The sequence below is a fragment of the Streptomyces sp. NPDC093510 genome, from assembly GCF_040683555.1.
Lineage (GTDB): Bacteria > Actinomycetota > Actinomycetes > Streptomycetales > Streptomycetaceae > Streptomyces.
The window spans coordinates 1-20,097 of the sequence record NZ_JBFBEE010000035.1 but is presented as its reverse complement, the minus strand read 5'-3'; the positions used below and the strand labels follow the sequence as shown (position 1 = coordinate 20,097).

Annotated in this window: 14 protein-coding genes and 1 tRNA gene; 10 read left to right on the top strand and 5 right to left on the bottom strand. The window is 72.9% G+C overall.

Translation table 11 applies throughout. The annotated features are described in order from the left end of the window. The first annotated feature begins 241 nt into the window (after positions 1–241). On the top strand, positions 242–523 hold the full coding sequence (locus AB0N81_RS37375; RefSeq protein WP_016645140.1) for an HU family DNA-binding protein: 282 nt from the start codon (positions 242–244) through the stop codon (positions 521–523). A gap of 67 nt (positions 524–590) precedes the next feature. Here AB0N81_RS37375 and murA read toward each other — a convergent pair whose 3' ends face one another. Beyond that, positions 591–1,934, bottom strand: coding sequence for a UDP-N-acetylglucosamine 1-carboxyvinyltransferase (gene murA / locus AB0N81_RS37370; RefSeq protein WP_365366535.1), 1,344 nt, complete (start codon positions 1,932–1,934; stop codon positions 591–593). A gap of 244 nt (positions 1,935–2,178) precedes the next feature. Between murA and AB0N81_RS37365 the strand changes: the two genes are divergently transcribed. Beyond that, positions 2,179–2,787: a YqgE/AlgH family protein gene (locus AB0N81_RS37365; protein ID WP_365366533.1), complete on the top strand. Its 609-nt coding sequence runs from the start codon at positions 2,179–2,181 to the stop codon at positions 2,785–2,787. Here AB0N81_RS37365 and AB0N81_RS37360 read toward each other — a convergent pair. Then, a complete protein-coding gene (locus AB0N81_RS37360; RefSeq protein ID WP_365366531.1) occupies positions 2,760–3,659 on the bottom strand; it encodes a LysR family transcriptional regulator in 900 nt (299 codons plus the stop codon). The genes AB0N81_RS37365 and AB0N81_RS37360 overlap by 28 nt on opposite strands. Before the next feature lie 108 nt (positions 3,660–3,767). On the opposite strand from AB0N81_RS37360, the gene AB0N81_RS37355 reads away from it, so the two are divergent. The 7 genes from AB0N81_RS37355 to AB0N81_RS37325 all read left to right on the top strand — a co-directional run bounded on the left by AB0N81_RS37355 (position 3,768) and on the right by AB0N81_RS37325 (position 13,167). Further along, positions 3,768–4,952 carry an MFS transporter gene (locus tag AB0N81_RS37355; RefSeq protein WP_365366529.1) on the top strand — a complete coding sequence of 395 codons (1,185 nt, stop codon included), beginning with the start codon at positions 3,768–3,770 and terminating at the stop codon, positions 4,950–4,952. 307 nt (positions 4,953–5,259) lie between these two features. Beyond that, a complete protein-coding gene (locus AB0N81_RS37350; RefSeq protein ID WP_365366527.1) occupies positions 5,260–5,556 on the top strand; it encodes a DUF3039 domain-containing protein in 297 nt (98 codons plus the stop codon). Between the two features lie 114 nt (positions 5,557–5,670). Continuing rightward, positions 5,671–7,296 (top strand): beta-N-acetylhexosaminidase, encoded by a 1,626-nt coding sequence (locus AB0N81_RS37345; protein WP_365366525.1) that lies wholly within the window; start codon positions 5,671–5,673, stop codon positions 7,294–7,296. 312 nt (positions 7,297–7,608) lie between these two features. Next, complete coding sequence (locus AB0N81_RS37340; RefSeq protein ID WP_365366523.1) at positions 7,609–8,514, top strand: FAD binding domain-containing protein; 906 nt, start codon at positions 7,609–7,611, stop codon at positions 8,512–8,514. Beyond that, positions 8,511–10,319, top strand: coding sequence for a 2Fe-2S iron-sulfur cluster-binding protein (locus tag AB0N81_RS37335; protein WP_365366521.1), 1,809 nt, complete (start codon positions 8,511–8,513; stop codon positions 10,317–10,319). The genes AB0N81_RS37340 and AB0N81_RS37335 overlap by 4 nt, the downstream gene beginning before the upstream one ends. Further along, a complete protein-coding gene (locus tag AB0N81_RS37330; protein ID WP_365366519.1) occupies positions 10,316–12,631 on the top strand; it encodes a molybdopterin cofactor-binding domain-containing protein in 2,316 nt (771 codons plus the stop codon). Before AB0N81_RS37335 ends, AB0N81_RS37330 begins: the two co-directional genes overlap by 4 nt. Further along, positions 12,628–13,167, top strand: coding sequence for an AAA family ATPase (locus AB0N81_RS37325; RefSeq protein ID WP_365366517.1), 540 nt, complete (start codon positions 12,628–12,630; stop codon positions 13,165–13,167). The genes AB0N81_RS37330 and AB0N81_RS37325 overlap by 4 nt, the downstream gene beginning before the upstream one ends. 25 nt (positions 13,168–13,192) lie before the next feature. Here the strand turns inward: AB0N81_RS37325 and AB0N81_RS37320 are convergent, their stop codons facing one another. From AB0N81_RS37320 to AB0N81_RS37310, 3 genes are all read right to left on the bottom strand, one after another. Beyond that, on the bottom strand, positions 13,193–16,531 hold the full coding sequence (locus AB0N81_RS37320; protein WP_365366515.1) for a S8 family serine peptidase: 3,339 nt from the start codon (positions 16,529–16,531) through the stop codon (positions 13,193–13,195). A gap of 179 nt (positions 16,532–16,710) precedes the next feature. Further along, positions 16,711–16,785 (bottom strand) — tRNA-Cys (locus AB0N81_RS37315). Between the two features lie 119 nt (positions 16,786–16,904). Beyond that, on the bottom strand, positions 16,905–18,425 hold the full coding sequence (locus tag AB0N81_RS37310) for an FAD/NAD(P)-binding protein (RefSeq protein WP_365366513.1): 1,521 nt from the start codon (positions 18,423–18,425) through the stop codon (positions 16,905–16,907). A 175-nt stretch (positions 18,426–18,600) separates the two neighbouring features. On the opposite strand from AB0N81_RS37310, the gene AB0N81_RS37305 reads away from it, so the two are divergent. Then, positions 18,601–19,683, top strand: coding sequence for a helix-turn-helix transcriptional regulator (locus AB0N81_RS37305; RefSeq protein ID WP_365366511.1), 1,083 nt, complete (start codon positions 18,601–18,603; stop codon positions 19,681–19,683). Positions 19,684–20,097 lie beyond the last annotated feature (414 nt).

Sequence of the window (20,097 nt, the reverse complement as noted above, 5' to 3'; positions counted from 1 at the left end):
CAGCCCTCCCTGCCCCCCGCTTTTCGGGGGCGGCGGACGCTTTTTCGTGTGACCCCGAGGTCGCCGGATTGGCTTTCCCGCCGCAGGTGGGGGCAGGATGCGTAATCGGGCGCGAGGGTCTGACGTCAGACCCGGGTCCGGGGACTGTCCGAGGACCCTGGCAGCATCGTCTTCGCTGTGCCCATCATGCGGCTCTGCCGCGTGGCACGCCTCAACGGCAAAAGAACACGGGAGTACAAACATGAACCGCAGTGAGCTGGTGGCCGCGCTGGCCGACCGCGCAGAGGTGACCCGCAAGGACGCCGACGCCGTGCTGGCCGCGTTCGCCGAGACCGTCGGCGAGATCGTTGCCAAGGGCGACGAGAAGGTCACCATCCCCGGCTTCCTGACCTTCGAGCGCACCCACCGTGCCGCTCGCACCGCCCGCAACCCGCAGACCGGTGAGCCGATCAACATCCCGGCCGGTTACAGCGTCAAGGTTTCGGCTGGTTCCAAGCTGAAGGAAGCGGCCAAGGGGAAGTAACCCTGAGCAGCTGAAAGGGGCGGTCACCCACTGGGTGACCGCCCCTTTCGTGTGCCGTGGTGGCCGGCTAGCCGAGCGGAGCCCTGCCCGGGAGCTCGACCTTCGCGCCGAGTTCCTGGAGCTTCTCCATGAAGTTCTCGTAGCCGCGGTTGATCAGGTCGATGCCGTGGACGCGGGACGTGCCCTGGGCGGCGAGGGCCGCGATCAGGTACGAGAAGCCGCCGCGCAGGTCGGGGATGACCAGATCGGCGCCCTGCAGCTTCGTCGGGCCGCTGACGACCGCCGAGTGCAGGAAGTTGCGCTGGCCGAAGCGGCAGTCGGAGCCGCCGAGGCACTCGCGGTAGAGCTGGATGTGCGCGCCCATCTGGTTGAGCGCCGAGGTGAAGCCGAGCCGGGACTCGTAGACCGTCTCGTGGACGATGGAGAGGCCCGCGGCCTGCGTCAGGGCCACGACGAGCGGCTGCTGCCAGTCGGTCTGGAAGCCCGGGTGCACGTCCGTCTCCAGGGCGATCGCGTCGAGCGAGCCGCCCGGGTGCCAGAAGCGGATGCCCTCGTCGTCGATCTCGAAGGCGCCACCCACCTTCCGGTACGTGTTCAGGAACGTCATCATCGAGCGCTGCTGGGCGCCGCGGACGTAGATGTTGCCTTCGGTCGCCAGAGCCGCGGAAGCCCAGGAGGCGGCCTCCAGGCGGTCCGAGAGGGCGTGGTGGTTGTAGCCGCCGAGGCTGTCGACACCGGTGACCCGTATGGTCCTGTCGGTGTCCATGGCGATGATCGCGCCCATTTTCTGCAGAACGCAGATCAGGTCCTCGATCTCCGGCTCGACCGCGGCGTTCGAGAGCTCGGTCACGCCCTCCGCGAGCACGGCGGTGAGCAGGACCTGCTCGGTGGCGCCCACGGACGGGTAGGGCAGGCGGATCTTGGTGCCGCGCAGCCGCTGCGGGGCCTCCAGGTACTGGCCGCCCTCGCGCTTCTCGATGGTGGCGCCGAACTGGCGGAGCACCTCGAAGTGGAAGTCGATCGGCCGGCCGCCGATGTCGCAGCCGCCGAGGCCGGGGATGAAGGCGTGCCCGAGGCGGTGCAGGAGCGGGCCGCAGAAGAGGATCGGAATGCGCGACGAGCCCGCGTGGGCGTCGATGTCGGCGACATTCGCGCTCTCCACGTGCGACGGGTCCATGATGAGCTCGCCCGGCTGCTCGCCGGGGCGGACCGTCACGCCGTGCAGCTGCAGCAGGCCGCGTACGACGCGTACGTCGCGGATGTCGGGCACATTGCGCAGCCGGCTCGGAGCGCTGCCGAGCAGCGCGGCGACCATGGCCTTGGGCACGAGGTTCTTCGCGCCGCGGACACGGATCTCGCCCTCAAGCGGGGTTCCGCCGTGGACAAGCAGTACATCGTCGGTGACGGTCATGAATCTCGCGTTCCGATTGGATGGACGGGGGGACCAAAGGGCTAGCGTAATGGCCGTGTACCCCCCTTCCGTAAGGCGAAGGGCGCGCAAAACACGTCATGAGTTCGTGACAACACGAAACGTGCGGAACCGGACACTCCGGGTCACCGCCCTCCGCAGGCGCTCCACCGGCCACTTCGGCCTCTGAGCTGCGTCCACTCCGGTCTGCGTATTGCCACCCCGCGCGGGGCGAAGATGCGGGATCATGTGGTTCATGACCGAGGTGTCCTCGCTCACAGGGCGGCTGCTCGTGGCCACACCGGCCCTGGCGGACCCGAACTTCGACCGCGCGGTGGTGCTCCTCCTCGACCACGACGAGGAGGGCTCCCTCGGCGTGGTCCTGAACCGCCCGACGCCGGTGGACGTCGCCGACATCCTGGAGGGCTGGGGAGAGCTGGCCGGGGCGCCCGGCGTCGTCTTCCAGGGCGGTCCCGTCTCGCTGGACTCGGCCCTCGGGGTCGCGGTGATCCCCGGCGACGAGACGGCGTCCGCGGGCGCGCGGTCGCGGGCCGGACGCGGGGACCCGGTCGGATTCCGCCGGGTGCACGGCGCGATCGGCCTCGTCGACCTGGAGGCCCCGCCCGAGCTCCTCGCCTCCGCCCTCGGCTCGCTGCGGATCTTCGCCGGTTACTCGGGCTGGGGCCCGGGCCAGCTGGAGACCGAGCTGGCGGAGGGCGCCTGGTACGTGGTCGAGTCCGAGCCGGGCGACGTCTCGTCGCCCGATCCGGAGCGGCTGTGGCGTGCGGTGCTGCGGCGCCAGCGCAGCGAGCTCGCGATGGTGGCGACCTATCCGGACGACGCGTCGCTGAACTGACCGGCGCGCCGCAGATAGCGCTCGGCCAGCGGGTGCGCGTCCCTGGCCGGGACCGCCAGGTGCACGGCGACGGGCGGGGCGTTCTTCAGGCGTACGTAGCGCAGGGACGGGTGGGAGTGCCTGCGGGCCACCGGCTCGGGCGCCACGCCCACCCCGTGGCCCGCCGCGACCGCTTCCAGCCATTCGTCGAAGTTGTCGGCGGTGCAGGCGAGGCGGGGGCGGCGGGACGGGGGCCACAGGTCGGGCCGTGTCGTGCCGGTGACGGTGTTCACGACCAGGGGCACGTCCGCGAGCTCCGCCCAGTCGACGACGCGGCGGCCCGCGAGCTCCGCGGCCCCGCGCGCCACGACGGCGATGCGCGGCTCGTGCAGCAGCACCCGCGTGCGGACGGCGGCGCCGGGCGGGATCTCGCCCCGTACGACCGCGACGTCGCACGCGCCCGAGGTGAGCCCGGCGAGCGGCTCGTCGCGCCGGACGAGCCGCACGCCCGCGCCGGTCGCCGCCTTGAAGGCGTGGGCGAGCTCGGCGCAGGCCGCGGGCAGGAGCGAGGTGAATCCGAGCCGCAGCATCGGGGGCTCGCTGACCGCGGTGCGCAGCGCGCCGTCGATCCGGGCCAGCAGCGGCGCCAGCTCGTCGCGCAGCCGGCAGCCGGCCTCGGTGAGCTCGACGCGGCGCGTGGTGCGCTCCAGGAGGCGCGCGCCGACGGCGTCCTCCAGGGCCCGCACGGTCCGGGTCAGCGCGGGCTGTCCGACGCGCAGGGCGGCGGCGGCGTGCGTGAAGCTCAATTCGTCGGCGACGGCGAGGAATCCGCGCAGGTGGCGCAGCTCGACCCCGTCCACTCCGACGCTCTCCCGTACCCGTACGTGATCCATGCCTCCCGAGCATAAATGGGCGCCGCGGGCATTTCCCCCCGGATTCGGAGGCTGCCTACGTTTCCCTCCCGAAAACGCGAGGGAACAGGGAACAGGGAGCTGAAAGCTGTGCGCAAGGTGTGGCTGTTGATGTTGGGGTCCTTCACGCTGGGGCTCGACGCCTATGTGATGGCCGGGCTGCTGCCGGTGGTCGCCGACGACCTGGGGACGACCGTCTCGCTCGCCGGGCAGATGGTCACCGTCTTCACCCTCGCCTACGCGGTGAGCGCGCCGCTCGTCGCCGGGCTGCTGACCGGAGTGCGGCCGCGCGTGCTGATCGTCGCCGCGCTTGCCGTCTTCACGCTCGGCAACGGGCTGACCGCGCTCGCGCCCGGCCTCGCCGTGCTGCTCGCAGCGCGCGCGGTGGCGGGTGTCGGCGCCGGGGTGTACTCGGCGCTGTCCACGGCGGCCGCCGCGTCGCTGGCGGGGGAGGTGCGGCGCGGGCGGGCGCTCGCGCTGGTGATGGGCGGGATGAGTTCGGGCACGGTGCTCGGGGTGCCGCTGGGCGTGCTGCTCGCCGACCACACGACGTGGCGGGCCACGATGTGGCTGGTGACGGGCCTCGGCGCGGTCGCGCTCGTGGGGCTCGCGGTGGGGCTCCCGGAGGTTCCCGCCGAGCCGCCGGTCCCGGTGCGGGCGCGGCTCGGGGCGCTGGCCGACCGGAAGGTGCTGCCCATCGTGGGCGTCTCCTTCCTGGGGGCGGTGGCGAGCCTCGGCCTCTACACCTACCTCGCGCCGGTGCTGGCCTCATCGGGCGGCGTGGGCGAGAGCGAGGTGGCGCCGTATCTGTGGGCGTGGGGGATCGGCGGGGTGCTCGGCAGTCTGCTCGCCGGGCCGCTGGTGGACCGTACGGGCCGGGTGGTCGCCCTCGTGACGGGGATCGTCTCGACCCTGGTCCTCGCGATAGGCGTCCTGCCGCTGCTCGGCGCCGCCGCGTATCCCGCGCTCGTCGTCTGGGGTGCGGCGGGCTGGGCGTTCCAGGTTCCGCAGCAGCACCGTCTGCTCGCGCTGCGCGCCGAGCGGGGGACGGTCGCCCTCGCCCTCAACAACTCCGCCCTCTACCTGGGCAGCGCGGTGGGCTCCGGCGTCGCGGGGCTCGCCCTCGCGGTGGGGCTCGCGCCGCGGGATCTGCCGTGGGCGGCGGCCGTGGTGGCCCTGGCGGGGCTGATTCTGCACCTGTCCGCCACGCGGGGCGGCGGTCTCTTTGGTCTGCGGGCCGGTGGGGGCTTGGCGCGCAGTTCCCCGCGCCCCTGAGGTGGTCCGTCGTGCGGTCTTGCGTGTGGCTCCGTCGTCCGGGGGTGCCCTGGCGGGCGGGGGCTCCTTCAGGGTGCGGGCCGGTGGGGGCTTGGCGCGCAGTTCCCCGCGCCCCTGAGGTGGTCCGGGGCGCGGCCCCGCGTTTGGACTGGTCACCTGGGGGTGCGCCGGCGGTGGGGGTCGGTGGTCTTACCCAGGGGCGCGGGGAACTGCGCGGCCAGCCACAGCGGGCCCGCGCGATAGGAACGGTCACCCGGTGGGTACGGCCGATGCCGGGACGGCGTGGGCGTGAGTACCCTTGGCCCTTATGAGCACTCTTGAGCCCGAGCCCGAGCGCGGGGCAGGTACGGGGACCCTCGTAGAGCCGACGCCCCAGGTGTCGCACGGTGACGGCGACCACGAGCGCTATGCGCACTACGTCCAGAAGGACAAGATCATGGCGAGCGCGCTGGACGGCACGCCCGTCGTGGCGCTCTGCGGCAAGGTGTGGGTCCCCGGCCGCGATCCGAAGAAGTACCCCGTCTGTCCCATGTGCAAGGAGATCTACGAGTCCATGAGCCAGGGCGGCGACAAGGACAAGGGCGGCAAGGACGGCAAGAAGTAGCAAGAAGCAGACGGCGAGAAGTTCGTACCTTGTGAGACCTCTTCGCCCGAGGGGCGTTGCGCCTGCCGCAACGCCCCTTTTGCGTTGCGCAATCGCGTGACAGCCTTCGGTCGCATGACCTTTGGGCAACTCATCCCGGCGCCCGCACGCGCCGAGGCCACGCAGAGCTCTTCCTTCGTCTTCGACGCGTCCACCACCGTCTGGGCCGGCCCCGGCACCGGCTCCACCGAGCGGTGGCTGCGCGCCGTCCTCGGCCCCGCGCTCGGCCTGCCGCTCCGCGACGGCGCCGAGGGGGCGGCCAACTCCCTCTCCTTGCACGTCGACGGGTCCTTGGAGCCGGAGGCGTACAGGCTCACCATCGACGGCGACCGCGTCGAGATCCGCGGCGGCGCGGGCGCCGGAGTCTTCTGGGGCGCCCAGACGCTGCGCCAGCTCCTCGGCCCCGACGCCTTCCGCCGCGCGCGCCTGCGGCCGGACGCCGGGCACACCGTCCCGGCCGGCGTCATCGAGGACGCCCCCCGCTTCGGGTGGCGCGGCATGATGCTCGACGTGTCGCGGCACTTCATGCCGAAGGACGGGGTCCTGCGCTACCTCGACCTGCTCGCCGCCCACAAGCTCAACGTCTTCCACTTCCACATCACCGACGACCAGGGCTGGCGGGTGGAGATCAAGCGCCACCCCAAGCTGACCGAGGTCGGCTCCTGGCGGTCCCGCACCCGGTGGGGCCACCGGGCCTCCCCGCTCTGGCAGGAGCACCCGCACGGCGGCTACTACACGCAGGACGACATCCGCGAGATCGTCGCGTACGCGGACTCCCTGCACATCACCGTCGTCCCGGAGATAGACATCCCCGGCCACTCGCAGGCCGCGATCACCGCCTACCCGCACCTCGGCAACAGCGACGTCGTCGACACCGAGGCGATGACCGTCTGGGACTCCTGGGGCGTCAGCCCGAACGTCCTCGCCCCGACGGAGGACGTACTCCGTTTCTACGAAGGGGTCTTCGAGGAAATCCTCGAACTCTTCCCCTCGACCTTCGTCCACGTCGGCGGCGACGAGTGCCCCAAGGACCAGTGGAAGGCCTCACCCGCCGCGCAGGCCCGCATCAAGGAGCTGGGGGTCGGCGACGAGGACGGGCTGCAGAGCTGGTTCATCCGGCACTTCGACCGCTGGCTCACCGCGCGCGGGCGCCGGCTCATCGGCTGGGACGAGATCCTGGAGGGCGGCCTCGCCGAGGGCGCCACCGTCTCCTCGTGGCGCGGCTACCAAGGCGGCATCGACGCGGCCAAGGCGGGCCACGACGTCGTCATGTGCCCCGAGCAGCAGGTGTACTTGAACTTCCGTGAGGACGGCGGCCCCGACGAGCCGATGCCCATCGCCTACGTCCGCACCCTGGAGGACGTCTACCGCTTCGAACCCGTCCCCGCCGAGCTCACCGAGGAGGAGGCGGCCCACGTCCTCGGCACCCAGGCCAACGTCTGGACCGAGGTGATGGAGAACCAGGCGCGCGTCGACTACCAGGTGTTCCCGCGCCTCGCGGCCTTCAGCGAGGTGGCGTGGCGGCGGCTGCCCGCCCCGGCCGAACGTGACTTCGCCGACTTCGAACAGCGAATGACCGCCCACTACGCGCGACTTGACGCCCTCGGCGTCGACTACCGCCCGCCGAGCGGCCCGCTGCCGCGACACCAGCGCCCCGGCGTGCTCGGACGCCCGATCGAGGGAGCGCCCCCGAACGTGTGAGGCAGCTCCGGGGCCCGCGCTCCCGGCGGCCCGCGCCGGGAGCACGGGCCCCGGAGCGCGGGCCGGGAGCGCGGGCCGCCGGAAGCCGTGCGAAAACGGCATATCCCCCTGGTCTGGGGACGAATGCCTCCTAGCGGACCCCCGCGTCGGGGCCCGGGGAAGATGTGCCAGAGTTGCCACGTCCGGGTTGTGAGCACGTACCGTACGGCGGAACAGGCGTAACGGTGACACGTCGCGAAACGGCGAGCACTCCACATACGCGATGGATGTACGTGGAGCAGGCGGCCGGGCATCGGGAAGGGGCAGCCGGTTTTGAGCACGCACGCACCGCAGGCGGCACAGACACCGCATTCGGTGAAGCTGCCCGCCACGCTGGACGAGGCCGTGGCGGCGCTCGCCGCCATGCCCGCCGCCGTGCCCGTCGCCGGCGGCACGGACCTCATGACCTCGGTCAACTCGGGACAATTGCGGCCCGCCGCCCTCGTCGGCCTCGGCCGCATCAACGAGATCCGCGGCTGGCAGTACCAGGACGGCCACGCCCTGCTCGGCGCCGGTCTCACGCACGCGCGCATGGGGCGCCCCGACTTCGCCGCCCTGATCCCCGCCCTGGCCGCCGCCGCGCGCGCCGCGGGACCGCCCCAGATCCGCAACGCGGGCACCCTCGGCGGCAACATCGCGTCGGCCGCGCCGACCGGCGACGCGCTGCCCGTCCTCGCCGCGCTCGAAGCCGTCCTGATCATCGCGGGACCCGGCGGCGCCCGCCGTGAGATCCCCGTCTCGCACCTGCTCACCGGCATGGAGATGCTCCGCCCCGGCGAGCTCATCGGCTTCGTGCGCGTACCGCTCCTGCACGCCCCCCAGGTCTTCCTCAAGGCGACCGGGCGCACCGGCCCCGGCCGTGCCACGGCCTCCGTCGCGCTGGTCCTCGACCCCGCGCGGCGCGGCGTGCGGTGCGCGGTCGGCGCCATCGCGCCGATGCCGCTGCGCCCGCTGGAGGCCGAGCAGTGGGTGGCCTCGCTGATCGACTGGGACGGCGAGCGCGGCAGCCTCGTCCCGGAGGCGGTCACCGCCTTCGGTGAGTACGTGGCCTCCGCGTGCATCCCGGACCACCCCCCGGCGGCCGACGGCACCGAACAGCCGCTCGCCCCCGCCGTACTGCACCTGCGGCGCACCGTCGCCGCGCTGGCCCGACGAGCACTGGGGAGGGCGCTGTCGTGAGCGACGACCAGAACACCCACAACGGCGGCGGCTGGCAGCCGCATCCGCAGGGCGAGTACGACTCCGACGCCACGGCGTTCGTGCAGCTCCCCGAAGGCATGCTGGACGTCCCGCTCGCCGCCCCGGGACACGGTTACGTACCGCCGCAGATAACGGTCACCCCCACCACCGCCGACGCCACCGACCCGGCCGCCACGGGCGCCTGGGTCATGCCGCCCGAGGTGACGGGCGCGGTCCGCTGGCCCGATGCGGGCACGGCGCAGGAGCAGCCCGAGCCCCACGCCCAGCCCCATGCGAACGCCCAGCCCCACGCGCACGCGGAGCCGCACGGGTACGACCCCCGGGCGACCGGTCAGTGGAGCTTCCCCGAGGCGGAGCACGCGGGGCAGCAGCAGACGTACGGACAGGGCTACGCCCACCAGTACGGGCAGGAGCCCGCGGCTCCCCCCGCCGACGTCACAGGACAGTGGTCGATCCCCGTCGCCGAGGGTGATCTGCCGGACGAATCGGGCGAGTTCACGGCGTCCTCGCTCGCCGCGCAGTGGGGCGGCGGCACGCCTCCCGCGACGCTGCCCGGCGGCGCGCCCGCGCCCTGGGCGACCGGGGCGGGCGCCGGTGCGCCCTGGGGGGTCCAGCCGGACCCGCAGCCGGTCGCGGAGCCGGCTCCGGAGCCCGAGCCGCAGCCCCATGCGCAGCCCGAGGCGCAGCCGGAGAACCGGTTCGAGAAGACGCAGTTGCTGCGGGCGATCAGGATTCCGTCGGAGGAACCGCCGGCCGCGGAACCCGAGCCTGCTCCCGAGCCCGAGCTGGTGGCCGAGCCCGAGCCGGAGCCGGAGCCGGAGTTCGCCTCCGAGCCGGTCGAGGAGCCCGTCGAGTCCGTCGAGCCGGTCGAGCCCGTCGAGGTAGCGGCGGCCCCTGTCCCGGACCCCGTCCCGGACCCCGAACCGGCCGTCGAGGCCCCGGAAGCAGCAGCCGAGCCCTCGGACGTTCCGGACGAAGCAGTCACCCCGGACGAGACCGCCGCGCTCGCCCCGCTCGCCGCACCCGTCGAAGCCGACGCGGAAGCCACCGCGGAGCTCGATCCGGAGCCCGAACCAGAGCCCGAGCCCGAGACCGAGGCCGAGGCCGTCCCCCTCCACGACGACCACCCCCTCGTCTCCTACGTCCTCAGCGTGAACGGCACCGACCGGCCCGTCACCGACGCCTGGATCGGCGAGTCGCTGCTCTACGTCCTGCGGGAGCGGCTCGGTCTCGCCGGGGCCAAGGACGGCTGCTCGCAGGGCGAGTGCGGGGCCTGCAACGTCCAGGTGGACGGGCGTCTCGTCGCCTCCTGCCTGGTTCCCGCCGCGACCACCGCGGGCAGCGAGGTCCGTACCGTCGAGGGCCTTGCCGCCGACGGTCGGCCCTCCGACGTGCAGCGCGCTCTCGCCGCGTGCGGAGCCGTGCAGTGCGGCTTCTGCGTACCGGGCATGGCCATGACCGTGCACGACCTCCTTGAGGGCAACCCCGCCCCCAGTGACCTGGAGGCCCGCCGCGCCCTGTGCGGCAACCTCTGCCGCTGCTCCGGCTACCGCGGCGTGCTCGACGCCGTGCGCGAGGTGGTGGCCGAGCGCGAGGCGTCCGCGGCCGCCGCGGACTCCGCCGCGCAGGCCGAGCACGAGCACGGGCACGGGCAGCACGGGGGGCCGCACGGCCAGCAGGAGCAGCCCGGTCAGAACCACAGCCACAGCCACAGCCACGGTCACGCCGACGCACGCATCCCGCACCAGGCGGGCCCCTACGGCCAGGACGGAGGCCACGCGTGAGCACCGGCACCGGCACCGACGCCACGACCGCGACCACGCCCCCCGCCGCCCCGCCGGGACCCGGGCAGCCGCCGCACGGCATCGGTGCGTCGCTGCCGTCCGCGGAGTCCCGCGTGAAGACGGAGGGCACCTTCCCCTACGCCGCCGACCTGTGGGCCGAGGGCCTGCTGTGGGCGGCCGTCCTGCGCTCCCCGCACGCGCACGCCCGCATCGTCTCCATCGACACCAGCCACGCCTTGGAGATGCCGGGTGTCCGCGCGGTCGTCACGCACGAGGACGTTCCGGGCGAGCCGCTGCACGGCCGCAGGACCCCGGACCGGCCGGTCTTCGCCTCCGATGTCGTACGCCACCACGGCGAGCCCATCGCCGCCGTCGCCGCCGACCACCCCGACACCGCGCGGATGGCCGCCGCCGCCGTCATCGTCGAGTACGAGGTGCTCGAACCGGTCACCGACCCGGAGAAGGCCTTCGAGGCCGAACCGCTGCACCCCGACGGCAACCTGATCCGTCACATCCCGCTGCGGCACGGCGACCCGGAGGCGGCGGGCGAGCTCGTCGTCGAGGGCCTGTACCGCATCGGCCGCCAGGACCCGGCGCCGATCGGAGCGGAGGCGGGCCTCGCGGTGCCGCGTCCCGACGGGGGAGTGGAGCTGTACATCGCCTCCACCGATCCGCACGCCGACCGCGACCGGGCCGCCGCCTGCTTCGGCATCGCCCCGGAGCGCGTGAAGGTCGTCGTCACCGGTGTACCGGGCGCGACCGCCGACCGTGAGGACGCGGGCTTCCAGCTGCCGCTCGGCCTCCTGGCGCTGCGCACCGGCTGCCCGGTGAAGCTCACCGCGACCCGCGAGGAGTCCTTCCTCAGCCACGCCCACCGCCATCCGACGCTCCTGCGCTACCGCCACCACGCGGACGCCGAGGGCCGGCTGGTCAAGGTGGAGGCGCAGATCCTCCTCGACGCGGGCGCGTACGCGGACACGTCGTCGGAGGCGCTCGCCGCCGCCGTCTCCTTCGCCTGCGGCCCCTATGTCGTACCGAACGCCTTCATCGAGGGCTGGGCCGTCCGCACGAACAACCCGCCCTCCGGGCACGTCCGCGGTGAGGGCGCGCTCCAGGTGTGCGCCGCGTACGAGGCCCAGATGGACAAGATCGCCAAGAAGCTCGGCGTCGACCCGGCGGAGCTGCGGCTGCGCAACGCCATGGCGACCGGCGACATCCTGCCCACCGGCCAGACCGTGACGTGCCCGGCGCCGGTAGCGGAACTCCTCGCCGCCGTACGGGACTTCCCCCTCCCCGAGCTGCCCAAGGACACCCCCGAGGACGAGTGGCTGCTGCCCGGCGGCCCCGAGGGTGCGGGCGAACCGGCCGCGGTGCGCCGGGGCGTCGGCTACGGCCTCGGCATGGTCCAACTGCTCGGCGCCGAGGGCACGGACGAGGTCTCCACGGCCACCGTGAAGGTCCACGACGGTGTCGCGACGGTGATCTGCGCGGCCGTCGAGACCGGCCAGGGCTTCACCACCCTGGCCCGTCAGATCGTCCAGGAGACGCTCGGCATCGAGGACGTGCGGGTCGCGCCCGTCGACACCGACCAGCCGCCGGCCGGCCCGAGCTGCCGCGGCCGCCACACCTGGGTGTCGGGCGGTGCGGTGGAGCGCGCGGCGAAGATGGTCCGCACACAGCTGCTCCAGCCGCTGGCCCACAAGTTCGGGATGTCGACCGAGCTGCTCCAGATCACCGACGGCAAGATCACCTCGTACGACGGTGTGCTGTCCACGACCGTCACGGAGGCTCTGGAGGGCAAGGAGCTCTGGGCCACGGCCCAGTGCCGTCCGCACCCGACCGAGCCGCTGGACGAGGCCGGGCAGGGCGACGCGTTCGTGGGCATGGCGTTCTGCGCGGTCCGGGCGGTCGTGGACGTCGACATCGAGATCGGTTCCGTGCGGGTCGTGGAACTGGCCGTCGCGCAGGACGTGGGCCGCATCCTCAACCCCGCCCAGCTGAAGGCCCGCATCGAGGCGGGCGTCACGCAGGGCGTGGGCGCGGCCCTCACGGAGAACCTCCGTACGCCGCGCGGCATCGTCCGCCACCCTGACCTCACCGGCTACGCGCTCCCGACCGCCCTGGACACCCCGGACATCCGCATCGTGAAGCTGGTGGAGGAGCGGGACGTCGTGGCCCCCTTCGGCGCGAAGGCGGCCAGCGCGGTCCCGGTCGTGACGTCCCCGGCGGCCATCGCCTCGGCGGTCCGCGCGGCGACGGGCCGCCCGGTCAACCGCCTCCCGATCCGCCCGCAGGCGGCGGTCGCCACGTGACGCCGCCCGAGGGCGCCGTCGTCGTCCTCACCGGCATCATGGCGTCCGGCAAGTCCACGGTCGCGCAGGCACTGGCCGAGCGCCTGCCGAAGGCCGCGCACGTGCGGGGCGACGCCTTCCGCCGCATGATCGTCTCGGGCGGTGCGGAGTACGAGGGTGAGGCCGGGAGTGAGGGCGAGGCCCAACTCCGGTTGCGGTACCGGCTTTCCGCGGCGGCGGCCGACACGTACGCCGGGGCGGGCTTCGCCGCGGTCGTCCAGGACGTCATCCTGGGCGCGGAGTTGACGTCGTACGTGGAACTCCTGCGCACCCGCCCCGTGTACGTCGTCGTCCTCGCCCCGCGACCCGACGCGGTCGCCGCCCGCGAGGCCGCCCGCGGCAAGACGGGCTACGGCGCGTGGACGGTCGAGGACCTGGACGCGATCCTGCGCGAGCAGACACCTCGCGTCGGACTCTGGCTGGACAGCACGGAGTTGACGGTCGATCAGACCGTTGACGGGATTCTCGCGGGCCTGGACGAAGCCCGGGTGGCGTGACACCCCCCGGGCCCCGTGATCCGCGTTACTTGCCGTAGTACGCGTCGTGGATGGACACCGACGACTTGTTGCCGTCCTTGTCCGTGATCCTGGCGCGGAGCGAGACGCCCTCGCCCTTCGCCGGATTCTTCACGGCGACCTTGCCACCTTGGACGGTGACCTTCTTCCACGTCCTGCCGTCGTCGTACGAGACGTACACGGCAAGGGACTTGAGGTTGCCCGCGCCCGCCGCCGCGCCCTGCACGGTCACCGGGACGGACTGGGTGGCGCCGGCCGGGGCGCGGCTCGCCAGGTCGAGCTTCGGCGTGAACCGTGCCGTGGAGGCGGGGAGCCGGGTGCGGTCCGCCGTCGTCTTCGAGCGGAACGTCCAGGACGCCTCGACGCGTGACGAGGCCGCGGCCACCTTCGGGTCACGCTTCACCGACGCGGTCAGCCGGTACTCGGCGTCGCCCGCAGGCACCTCGAACGTCTCGCCGCCGCTCACCGGGTCGTCGTTCTCGGCGATCTTCGTGCCGTCGCGGTAGAGCGTCGACTTCGCGGCGGAGTACGCGCTCCAGCCCTCGTGGCCCTTGCCGTCGGCGACGACGGGGATGCGGCCGCCCAGCCGGTCGCCCTCGCGGAAGACGCCGATGTCGGCGGCGTTCAGAGCGGGCCCGAAGACGCCGACGTTGAATGTCTCCGTGTAGGTCCGGCCCGCTGTGAAGTCCCGCGGGTCCATCTCGTAGGTCCCCTCGAAGGCCGGCGCGCCCTCCTCGTCCTTGTCGCCGTACTGATCGAAGTCGATGCCCCACCTCGTGGCACCCAGCGCGGTCGCGTACACCGTTGTGGTGCGCGGCAGTTTCCGCGGCTCGAAGATGTGCGAGATGCCGCCCGCCTCCGGCAGGTATCCGGCGACGGAGAGGGAGCCCGTCCGGCCCGGGGCCGATGCGCCGGTGCGGACCTTGACGGTGGCGAAGTCCGCGCGCTTCAGATGCTTGGTGTAGCCGGTGGAGAGCTTCTTGACCCGGCCGCCGAGGAACAGGTCGTAACGGGTGCCCGCGCCCTTCGTCCAGGTGCCGAGCCACTGTTCACCGAAGCCTTCGGGGACCTCCGCGCCCAGGTGGGCGGTGCGCAGGCTCTTGAACGAGGAGTTGGTGGGGGAGGATTCGTAGCCCTGGTAGATGTAGCGCGGCATGCCCCACACCGGCTTGGCGTCGCGGTCCGGGACCGTGATGTCGACGGGCTTCGCCTTGCGCGCGTCGAGGGTCACGGTCATGTTCCTGTCGACGGTCAGCCGCGGTTGGAGGAGCCAATCGGTGCCCTTGTCGATGTCGTCCGGGTCGACGTGGATCGACCAGTCCAGCAGGTAAGTGCCCTTGGCCACACGGACCTTGGCGGTGGCGCCCTGGGGGAAGAGGTTCAGCCCCTTGTCCTCGCCGGTGAGGGCCGACATCGACGAGTCGTGGTGTGCGGTGGGCCTGCCGTCGCGGCCGATCGTCTTCAGCGTGACGTCGTACGACTCCACCTCGCGGTCGACCGCGGCGGCGGTGCGCACGGACTGTCCGGCGCCCTTGGCCTCGATGTACGCGGAGTACGTTCCGTCCACCGTGTCGCCGGGCCGCGTGTCCGCGGTGAGGTCGACGGAGGCGGTGCCGCCCGCGGGGACGGTGACCTTCTTCGCGCCGAGGGTGAAGAACCCGGCGGGGGCGGGACGGCCCTTGGGGTCGGTGGCGGTCACCGTGAGGTCCAGGGTGACGTCGTCCTTGCCGAGGTTCTTGTACGTCACCTTCTTGGTGACCGGCTTGTCGTCGGTGTGCGGCCACTGCTGCGTGCCGAAGCTCACCGACACCGGGTCGGCGATCACGGTCTGCTTCAGGGCGTTGTCGACGGCGATGCGGCCTGAACCCTGCTGGAAGGGCGTGTACTTGCCGGGCTTGGTGGAGCCGGTCAGGGCGCCCTTCAGCTCGGGCTGCTTCCACTCGGGGTGCTGCTGCTTGAGCAGGGCGGCGGCGCCCGCCACGTGCGGGGCGGCCATCGAGGTGCCGGAGATCGTCAGATAGCCCTCGGGGTTCTGGCCGACCTCCTTCTCGATGACGGAGCCGGGCGCGGCGGCGGCGGTGATGTCGACGCCGGGCGCGGTCACGTCCGGCTTGATCGCACCGTCGCCGACCCGCGGGCCCTGGCTGGAGAAGTCCGCCAGCTTGTCGTCGTCATCGACCGCACCCACGGTCAGCGCCGCGTCCGCGCTGCCGGGCGAACCGACCGAACCGGGCGAGCCGTCGTTGCCCGCCGAGATGGCGAAGAGGATGCCCTTGTCGGCGGAGAGCTTGTCGACCTGCGCTTCGAGGGGGTCGACACCGGGGGTGTCGCCGCCGCCGAGGCTGAGGTTGACGACGTCGGCGCCTTCCGCGGCCGCCCACTCCATGCCCGCGATGATCCCGGAGTCGTCTCCGTAACCCTCGTCGCCGAGGACCTTGCCGCTGAGCAGCTTGGCGCCGGGTGCGACGCCCTTGAACTTGCCGCCGGACTTGGCTCCGGTACCGGCCGCGGTGGACGCGACGTGCGTGCCGTGGCCGTAGCGGTCCTTGGCGTCCGCCGACTGCGTGAAGTTCTTCTCGCCGATCACCTGGTCCTTGAGGTCCGGGTGCGTGGCGTCGACGCCGGTGTCCAGGACGGCGATCTTGACGCCCTTGCCGTCGTATCCGGCGGCCCAGGCCTTGTCGGCGCCGATCTGCTTGACGCTCTTGTCGAGGGTCGCCTTGCGCACGCCGTCGAGCCAGACGTGGCTGATGCCGGACGCGGCGGTGCGGGCGCCGCCCTTGCCGCTGGTGAGCGCGGCCCACAGGTCGGCCGCGTCCTGCTTGGGCGTGCTGACGGCGTCGGCGTTCAGCGCCTTCAGGGTCCTGCGGACGGTGGTGTCACCGGCGGAGCGGACCTCGGCCTTGGCGGCCGTCGCGGCTCCCTTGTAGCCGACGATGACCTTGAGGCCCTTCTTCTGGGCCGTACGGTTCGCCTGCTCTCTCAACTCCGCCAAGTCGAAGAGCCGTTGCTCCACCGTGCCGTCGGCTATCAGGCGCTGGGCGTCGGAGGGGAGGACGAGGGTGTGGCCGTTCGGCAGGCGCTGTGTCCGTACGGGGATGCGTTCACGGCCCTTCGCGGGCCGGAAGCCGGTGACGCGGCCGTCGCGGCCGACGGTGACGCGGTCACCGGTGAGGAGCGTGAGGTGGGTGACGTGGGTGCCGACGCTGTGAGCGGTGAGGTCCGGCCCCGCCGGGGCCCGGGTCGGTGCTGTGGCCGACGCGGGGCCGGTCGAGCCCGCTGCGAGGGCGACGGCGGCGGCCGCGGCGACGGTGGCCGCGCCCGCTCTTCTGGCGTGGTGGCGCAAGTTTCCCCCTGGAGTCGTGATCCGAGGTGCTGTCCGGGGGAGTATGTCGAGCGGAGGGCCGCGGGCCGAACTCCGTTATGAGAACGTGCAGTTGGGGATACCTGTTCGTGTGGTTCCCAGGGAATTTCGAGAGATGACTCACGGGAACCCGGGAGGAAGAGCCCCGGATTCCCGTGAAGTGGAGGCCGTGGCGGGAATCGAACCCGCGTTACTGGATTTGCAGTCCAGCCCCTCAGCCACTCGGGCACACGGCCAAGTCGTCGACGTGACTTCTTCGACGTGACTTCGTCGACCTGACTTCTTGAACGTAGCCGTGGCCCGACACCGGTCTCAAGCGATCAGGGGGTGCCGCAACGGGACTGCCATGCCGCGTTCATGAAAGGGGCGAGCGCAGGGCCTGGGCCGTCCGGGACGACTGGGCCGCGACGCCGGGGATGCTCGACGTGATGAACGGGCCGCCGCCGGTCAGGTCCCCGATCACGTGCACGCGCGGGTCGGCCGGGACCAGCCCGCCCGACGGGTGGAGCGTGGCCAGGCCGGTGTCCACCAGGGAGTCGACCAGGCGCCGGGCCCCGGCGGGGACGGCTTGAGGGGGCGGGTTCACGGCATTGACGACGGTGTCCGCCGTACGTTCCCCGTCGGCGCACCGGACCCGGAACCGCCCGTTCGCGGGCTCGATCGCGCGGACGCCGGAAGCGACTGTCAGCTGCCCGGAGTCCATGAGCCCCATCAGGACGGCCGCGTTCACCGGGACCATCGGCGAGGCCAGGCCGACGGCCGTGCGGAAGTGGTCGCGCAGGCGCGCGCGGTCGGCCTCGGGCAGCAGCCGCCACGCGTACGGGCCGACGGCGTGCGCCGCCCCCTGAAGTACGCGACGGCCGATGCGCGGGTCGTCGACGGCGGCCAGCCGGCTCCGGTGCCGCCGGACCGGGTCCTCGGCCGGGGCGGCTTGCAACTCGGCGACGAACGCGTCGAAGTCCTCCCCGGCGTCGGCGAGTTCCGAGCGCAGCAGCCCGGTGAGGTCGTCGAGGGTGACGGTTCCGTGTGCCGCGTGCAGCTCCGCCACGCGTTCGGCGGTCAGGTGCCGAGGGCGGCGGTCGACGGGGCGCTGCCATACGTACGGCAGGACCCCCGTGCGGGAGAGCAGCGTGATCCGCCCCCGGTGGCCGCGGGCGGCGAGGGACACGACGACGTCCACGGCGGTGAGGCCGCTGCCGATGACCGCGACGTCGCTCCCGGCCGGGATGCCGCCGAGGGTGTCGGCGAGGGGGTAGGGGTCGGCCGTGAAGCCCGGCGTGCCCGCGAGGCCGTACAGGTCCGGGGGGCTGCCCGCGCCGACGCACAGCGCGACCCGCGTCGCGGCGTGCTCCTGGCCGTCGTCGGTGCGCAGGATGAGGTGGGCGCCGGAGCGGTCAGCTCCTGTCACGCGGTCGGCCCCGGTCACGCGGTCGGCCCCGGTCACGCGGGCGGGTACGACGCGGACGGACCATCCCCGCTCCGCCAGCGCGGCCACCGCCTTCTCGGCGGTGTGGGTCAGGTATGCGCCGTAGAGCGCGCGCGGGACGAGGGGCCGGTCGAAGAGTTCGTCCATGTGGTCGGCGGCCCGTTCGCCGAGCCAGTCCGCGTAGTGGTCCGGGTCGCCGTGGCGTACGGACATGATGGCGGGCGGCGAGTTCACCAGGACCGAGTCCAGGTCCGGGCCGTACGGGCGGCCCCGCCACAGGTTCGGCGACGGCTCGAAGACGGTGATGGTGCCGGGCCCGTCCAGCGCACCGGCACCACCTCCGTCTTCCGGCGCGGCCAGCGCGTCCAGCAGGGCGACGGCTGCGGCGCCGCCTCCGACGACGGCGATGGCGGTGGGGGTGGGAGTGGGGGTGGGGGTGGTGACGTCCATGCTCGACCTCCGAGTTCTCCGGGTGGGATCGCCGTCGACTCTCGTCGGACGCGCCGGAGAGCCCCATCCCCCGCCTGCGGGTGATCGGACAGGGCCGACCCCCTCATCCGAGGGGTTGGTGCCGCGCACGGGACCGTGCAAGCTGAGCGGGGCCGGCAAGGGGGGAGAGGCGCACATGAACGATCCACGCCGAGGGGTGCTCGCCGGGGCCGAACGGGCCGCGAGCGTCGTCGAGTTGTTCGAGCGGGTGTCGGCCGGGCTGCGCCGCCTCGTGCCGTTCGACTCGGCCGTGTGGCGGGCCACGGACCCGGAGACGGGCCTGATCACGGCGCCGATGCTGGTGGAGAACCTCGGCTGGGGCGAGGGCTGCGCCGCGTACTGGGAGAACGAGCTCCTGGAGGAGACCGTCCTGCCGTACCGCGAGCTGGCCCGCGCGGCCGTCCCGGCGGCCGGGCTGCGCGATGCCACCGGCGACCTGCCTGCCCGCAGCAGCCGCTACCGGCGCCTCCTGCGCGGGTGGGGCGTGCACGACGAACTGCGGGCCGTGCTGCGGATCGGCGACCGGCCGTGGGGCCTGATCAGCCTGTTCCGTCACGCGGAGGCGTTCCGTCCGGACGAGATCGCGCTGGTCGCCGACCAGTCCCGCCCGCTGGCGGCGCTGCTACGAGGGTTCGCCCGGCCGCCCGCTCCCGTACGCCGGGCCGATGTGCCCGCGCCCGGCCTGATCCTCTTCGACGGGACCGGCGAGGCGGTGTCGATCAACGAGGAGGCGCGGCAGCACCTCGCGTCGCTCCCCACGGGCCCTTCCTTCCCCTCACCTCTGGCCGTACGACTGCCGATCTGGGTGATCGGCACGGCTCTCCAGGCGCGGGCGGTCGCCGAGGGCCGTGACCACGGCGACGCGCGCGTGCGCATCCGGACCACGGAGGGGCGCTGGCTGGTCTGCCACGCGTCGTGCCTCACGGGCCCCGGCGGGCGGCCGGGTCCTGTGGCCCTCGTCATCGAGCCCCCGGCCCCTGCCGACCTGGCGGTCCTGATCGCGGAGTCGTACGGGTTGTCCCCGCGCGAGCTGGAGGTCACCCAGCTCGTCGCGCGGGGGATGACGACCGCCGAGATCGGCGCGAGGCTGTTCATCACCCCGCACACGGTCCGCGACCACATCAAGACCCTCTTCGCCAAGGTCGGCGTCTCCAGCCGGGGCGAGCTGGTGTCCCGTCTCTTCACGGAGCACTACTGGCCGAAGGGGCACTCGGCGTGATGCTGTCCGGCCGCCTCCTCCTTCTCTGTGACTTCGGTGGGCCGGTGTCTTTGACGGTGGCCGGGGCCGCCCGGTTTTTTGCGGATTGTGGCGCCTCCGGGCCGGCAGTAAAGGGCGCTCCGCTGCGCTACGCGTCGGCTGCGCCGATTCCGCTCCGCTCCACCCTTGACTCCCGACCCTGCACCGCAAGTCTTCCTTGAGCCGGACGGCCAGGGGTGGGGGCTTCGGATTCCCTGGATGGGTCATCCGCTTTCGCTGCCGGGTGCGGGCCGGCCCAACGTAAGTCGACGTCACGGTCAGGGCTGCTGCCCCCGGCTAGGCCGCTCGGGTCATCCGCTCTCGTTGCCGGGTGCGGACCGGCTCAACGTGAGCCGACGTCACGGTCGCAGCTCGGCCGACTGCCCGGCTTCGCCG

Coding starts and splice junctions, on each gene's coding strand:
- murA (WP_365366535.1), bottom strand. CDS start 1,934: ATGACCGTCACCGACGATGTACTGCTTGTCCACGGCGGAACCCCGCTT.
- AB0N81_RS37350 (WP_365366527.1), top strand. CDS start 5,260: ATGAGCACTCTTGAGCCCGAGCCCGAGCGCGGGGCAGGTACGGGGACC.
- AB0N81_RS37375 (WP_016645140.1), top strand. CDS start 242: ATGAACCGCAGTGAGCTGGTGGCCGCGCTGGCCGACCGCGCAGAGGTG.
- AB0N81_RS37345 (WP_365366525.1), top strand. CDS start 5,671: ATGACCTTTGGGCAACTCATCCCGGCGCCCGCACGCGCCGAGGCCACG.
- AB0N81_RS37360 (WP_365366531.1), bottom strand. CDS start 3,659: ATGGATCACGTACGGGTACGGGAGAGCGTCGGAGTGGACGGGGTCGAG.
- AB0N81_RS37365 (WP_365366533.1), top strand. CDS start 2,179: ATGTGGTTCATGACCGAGGTGTCCTCGCTCACAGGGCGGCTGCTCGTG.
- AB0N81_RS37305 (WP_365366511.1), top strand. CDS start 18,601: ATGAACGATCCACGCCGAGGGGTGCTCGCCGGGGCCGAACGGGCCGCG.
- AB0N81_RS37310 (WP_365366513.1), bottom strand. CDS start 18,425: ATGGACGTCACCACCCCCACCCCCACTCCCACCCCCACCGCCATCGCC.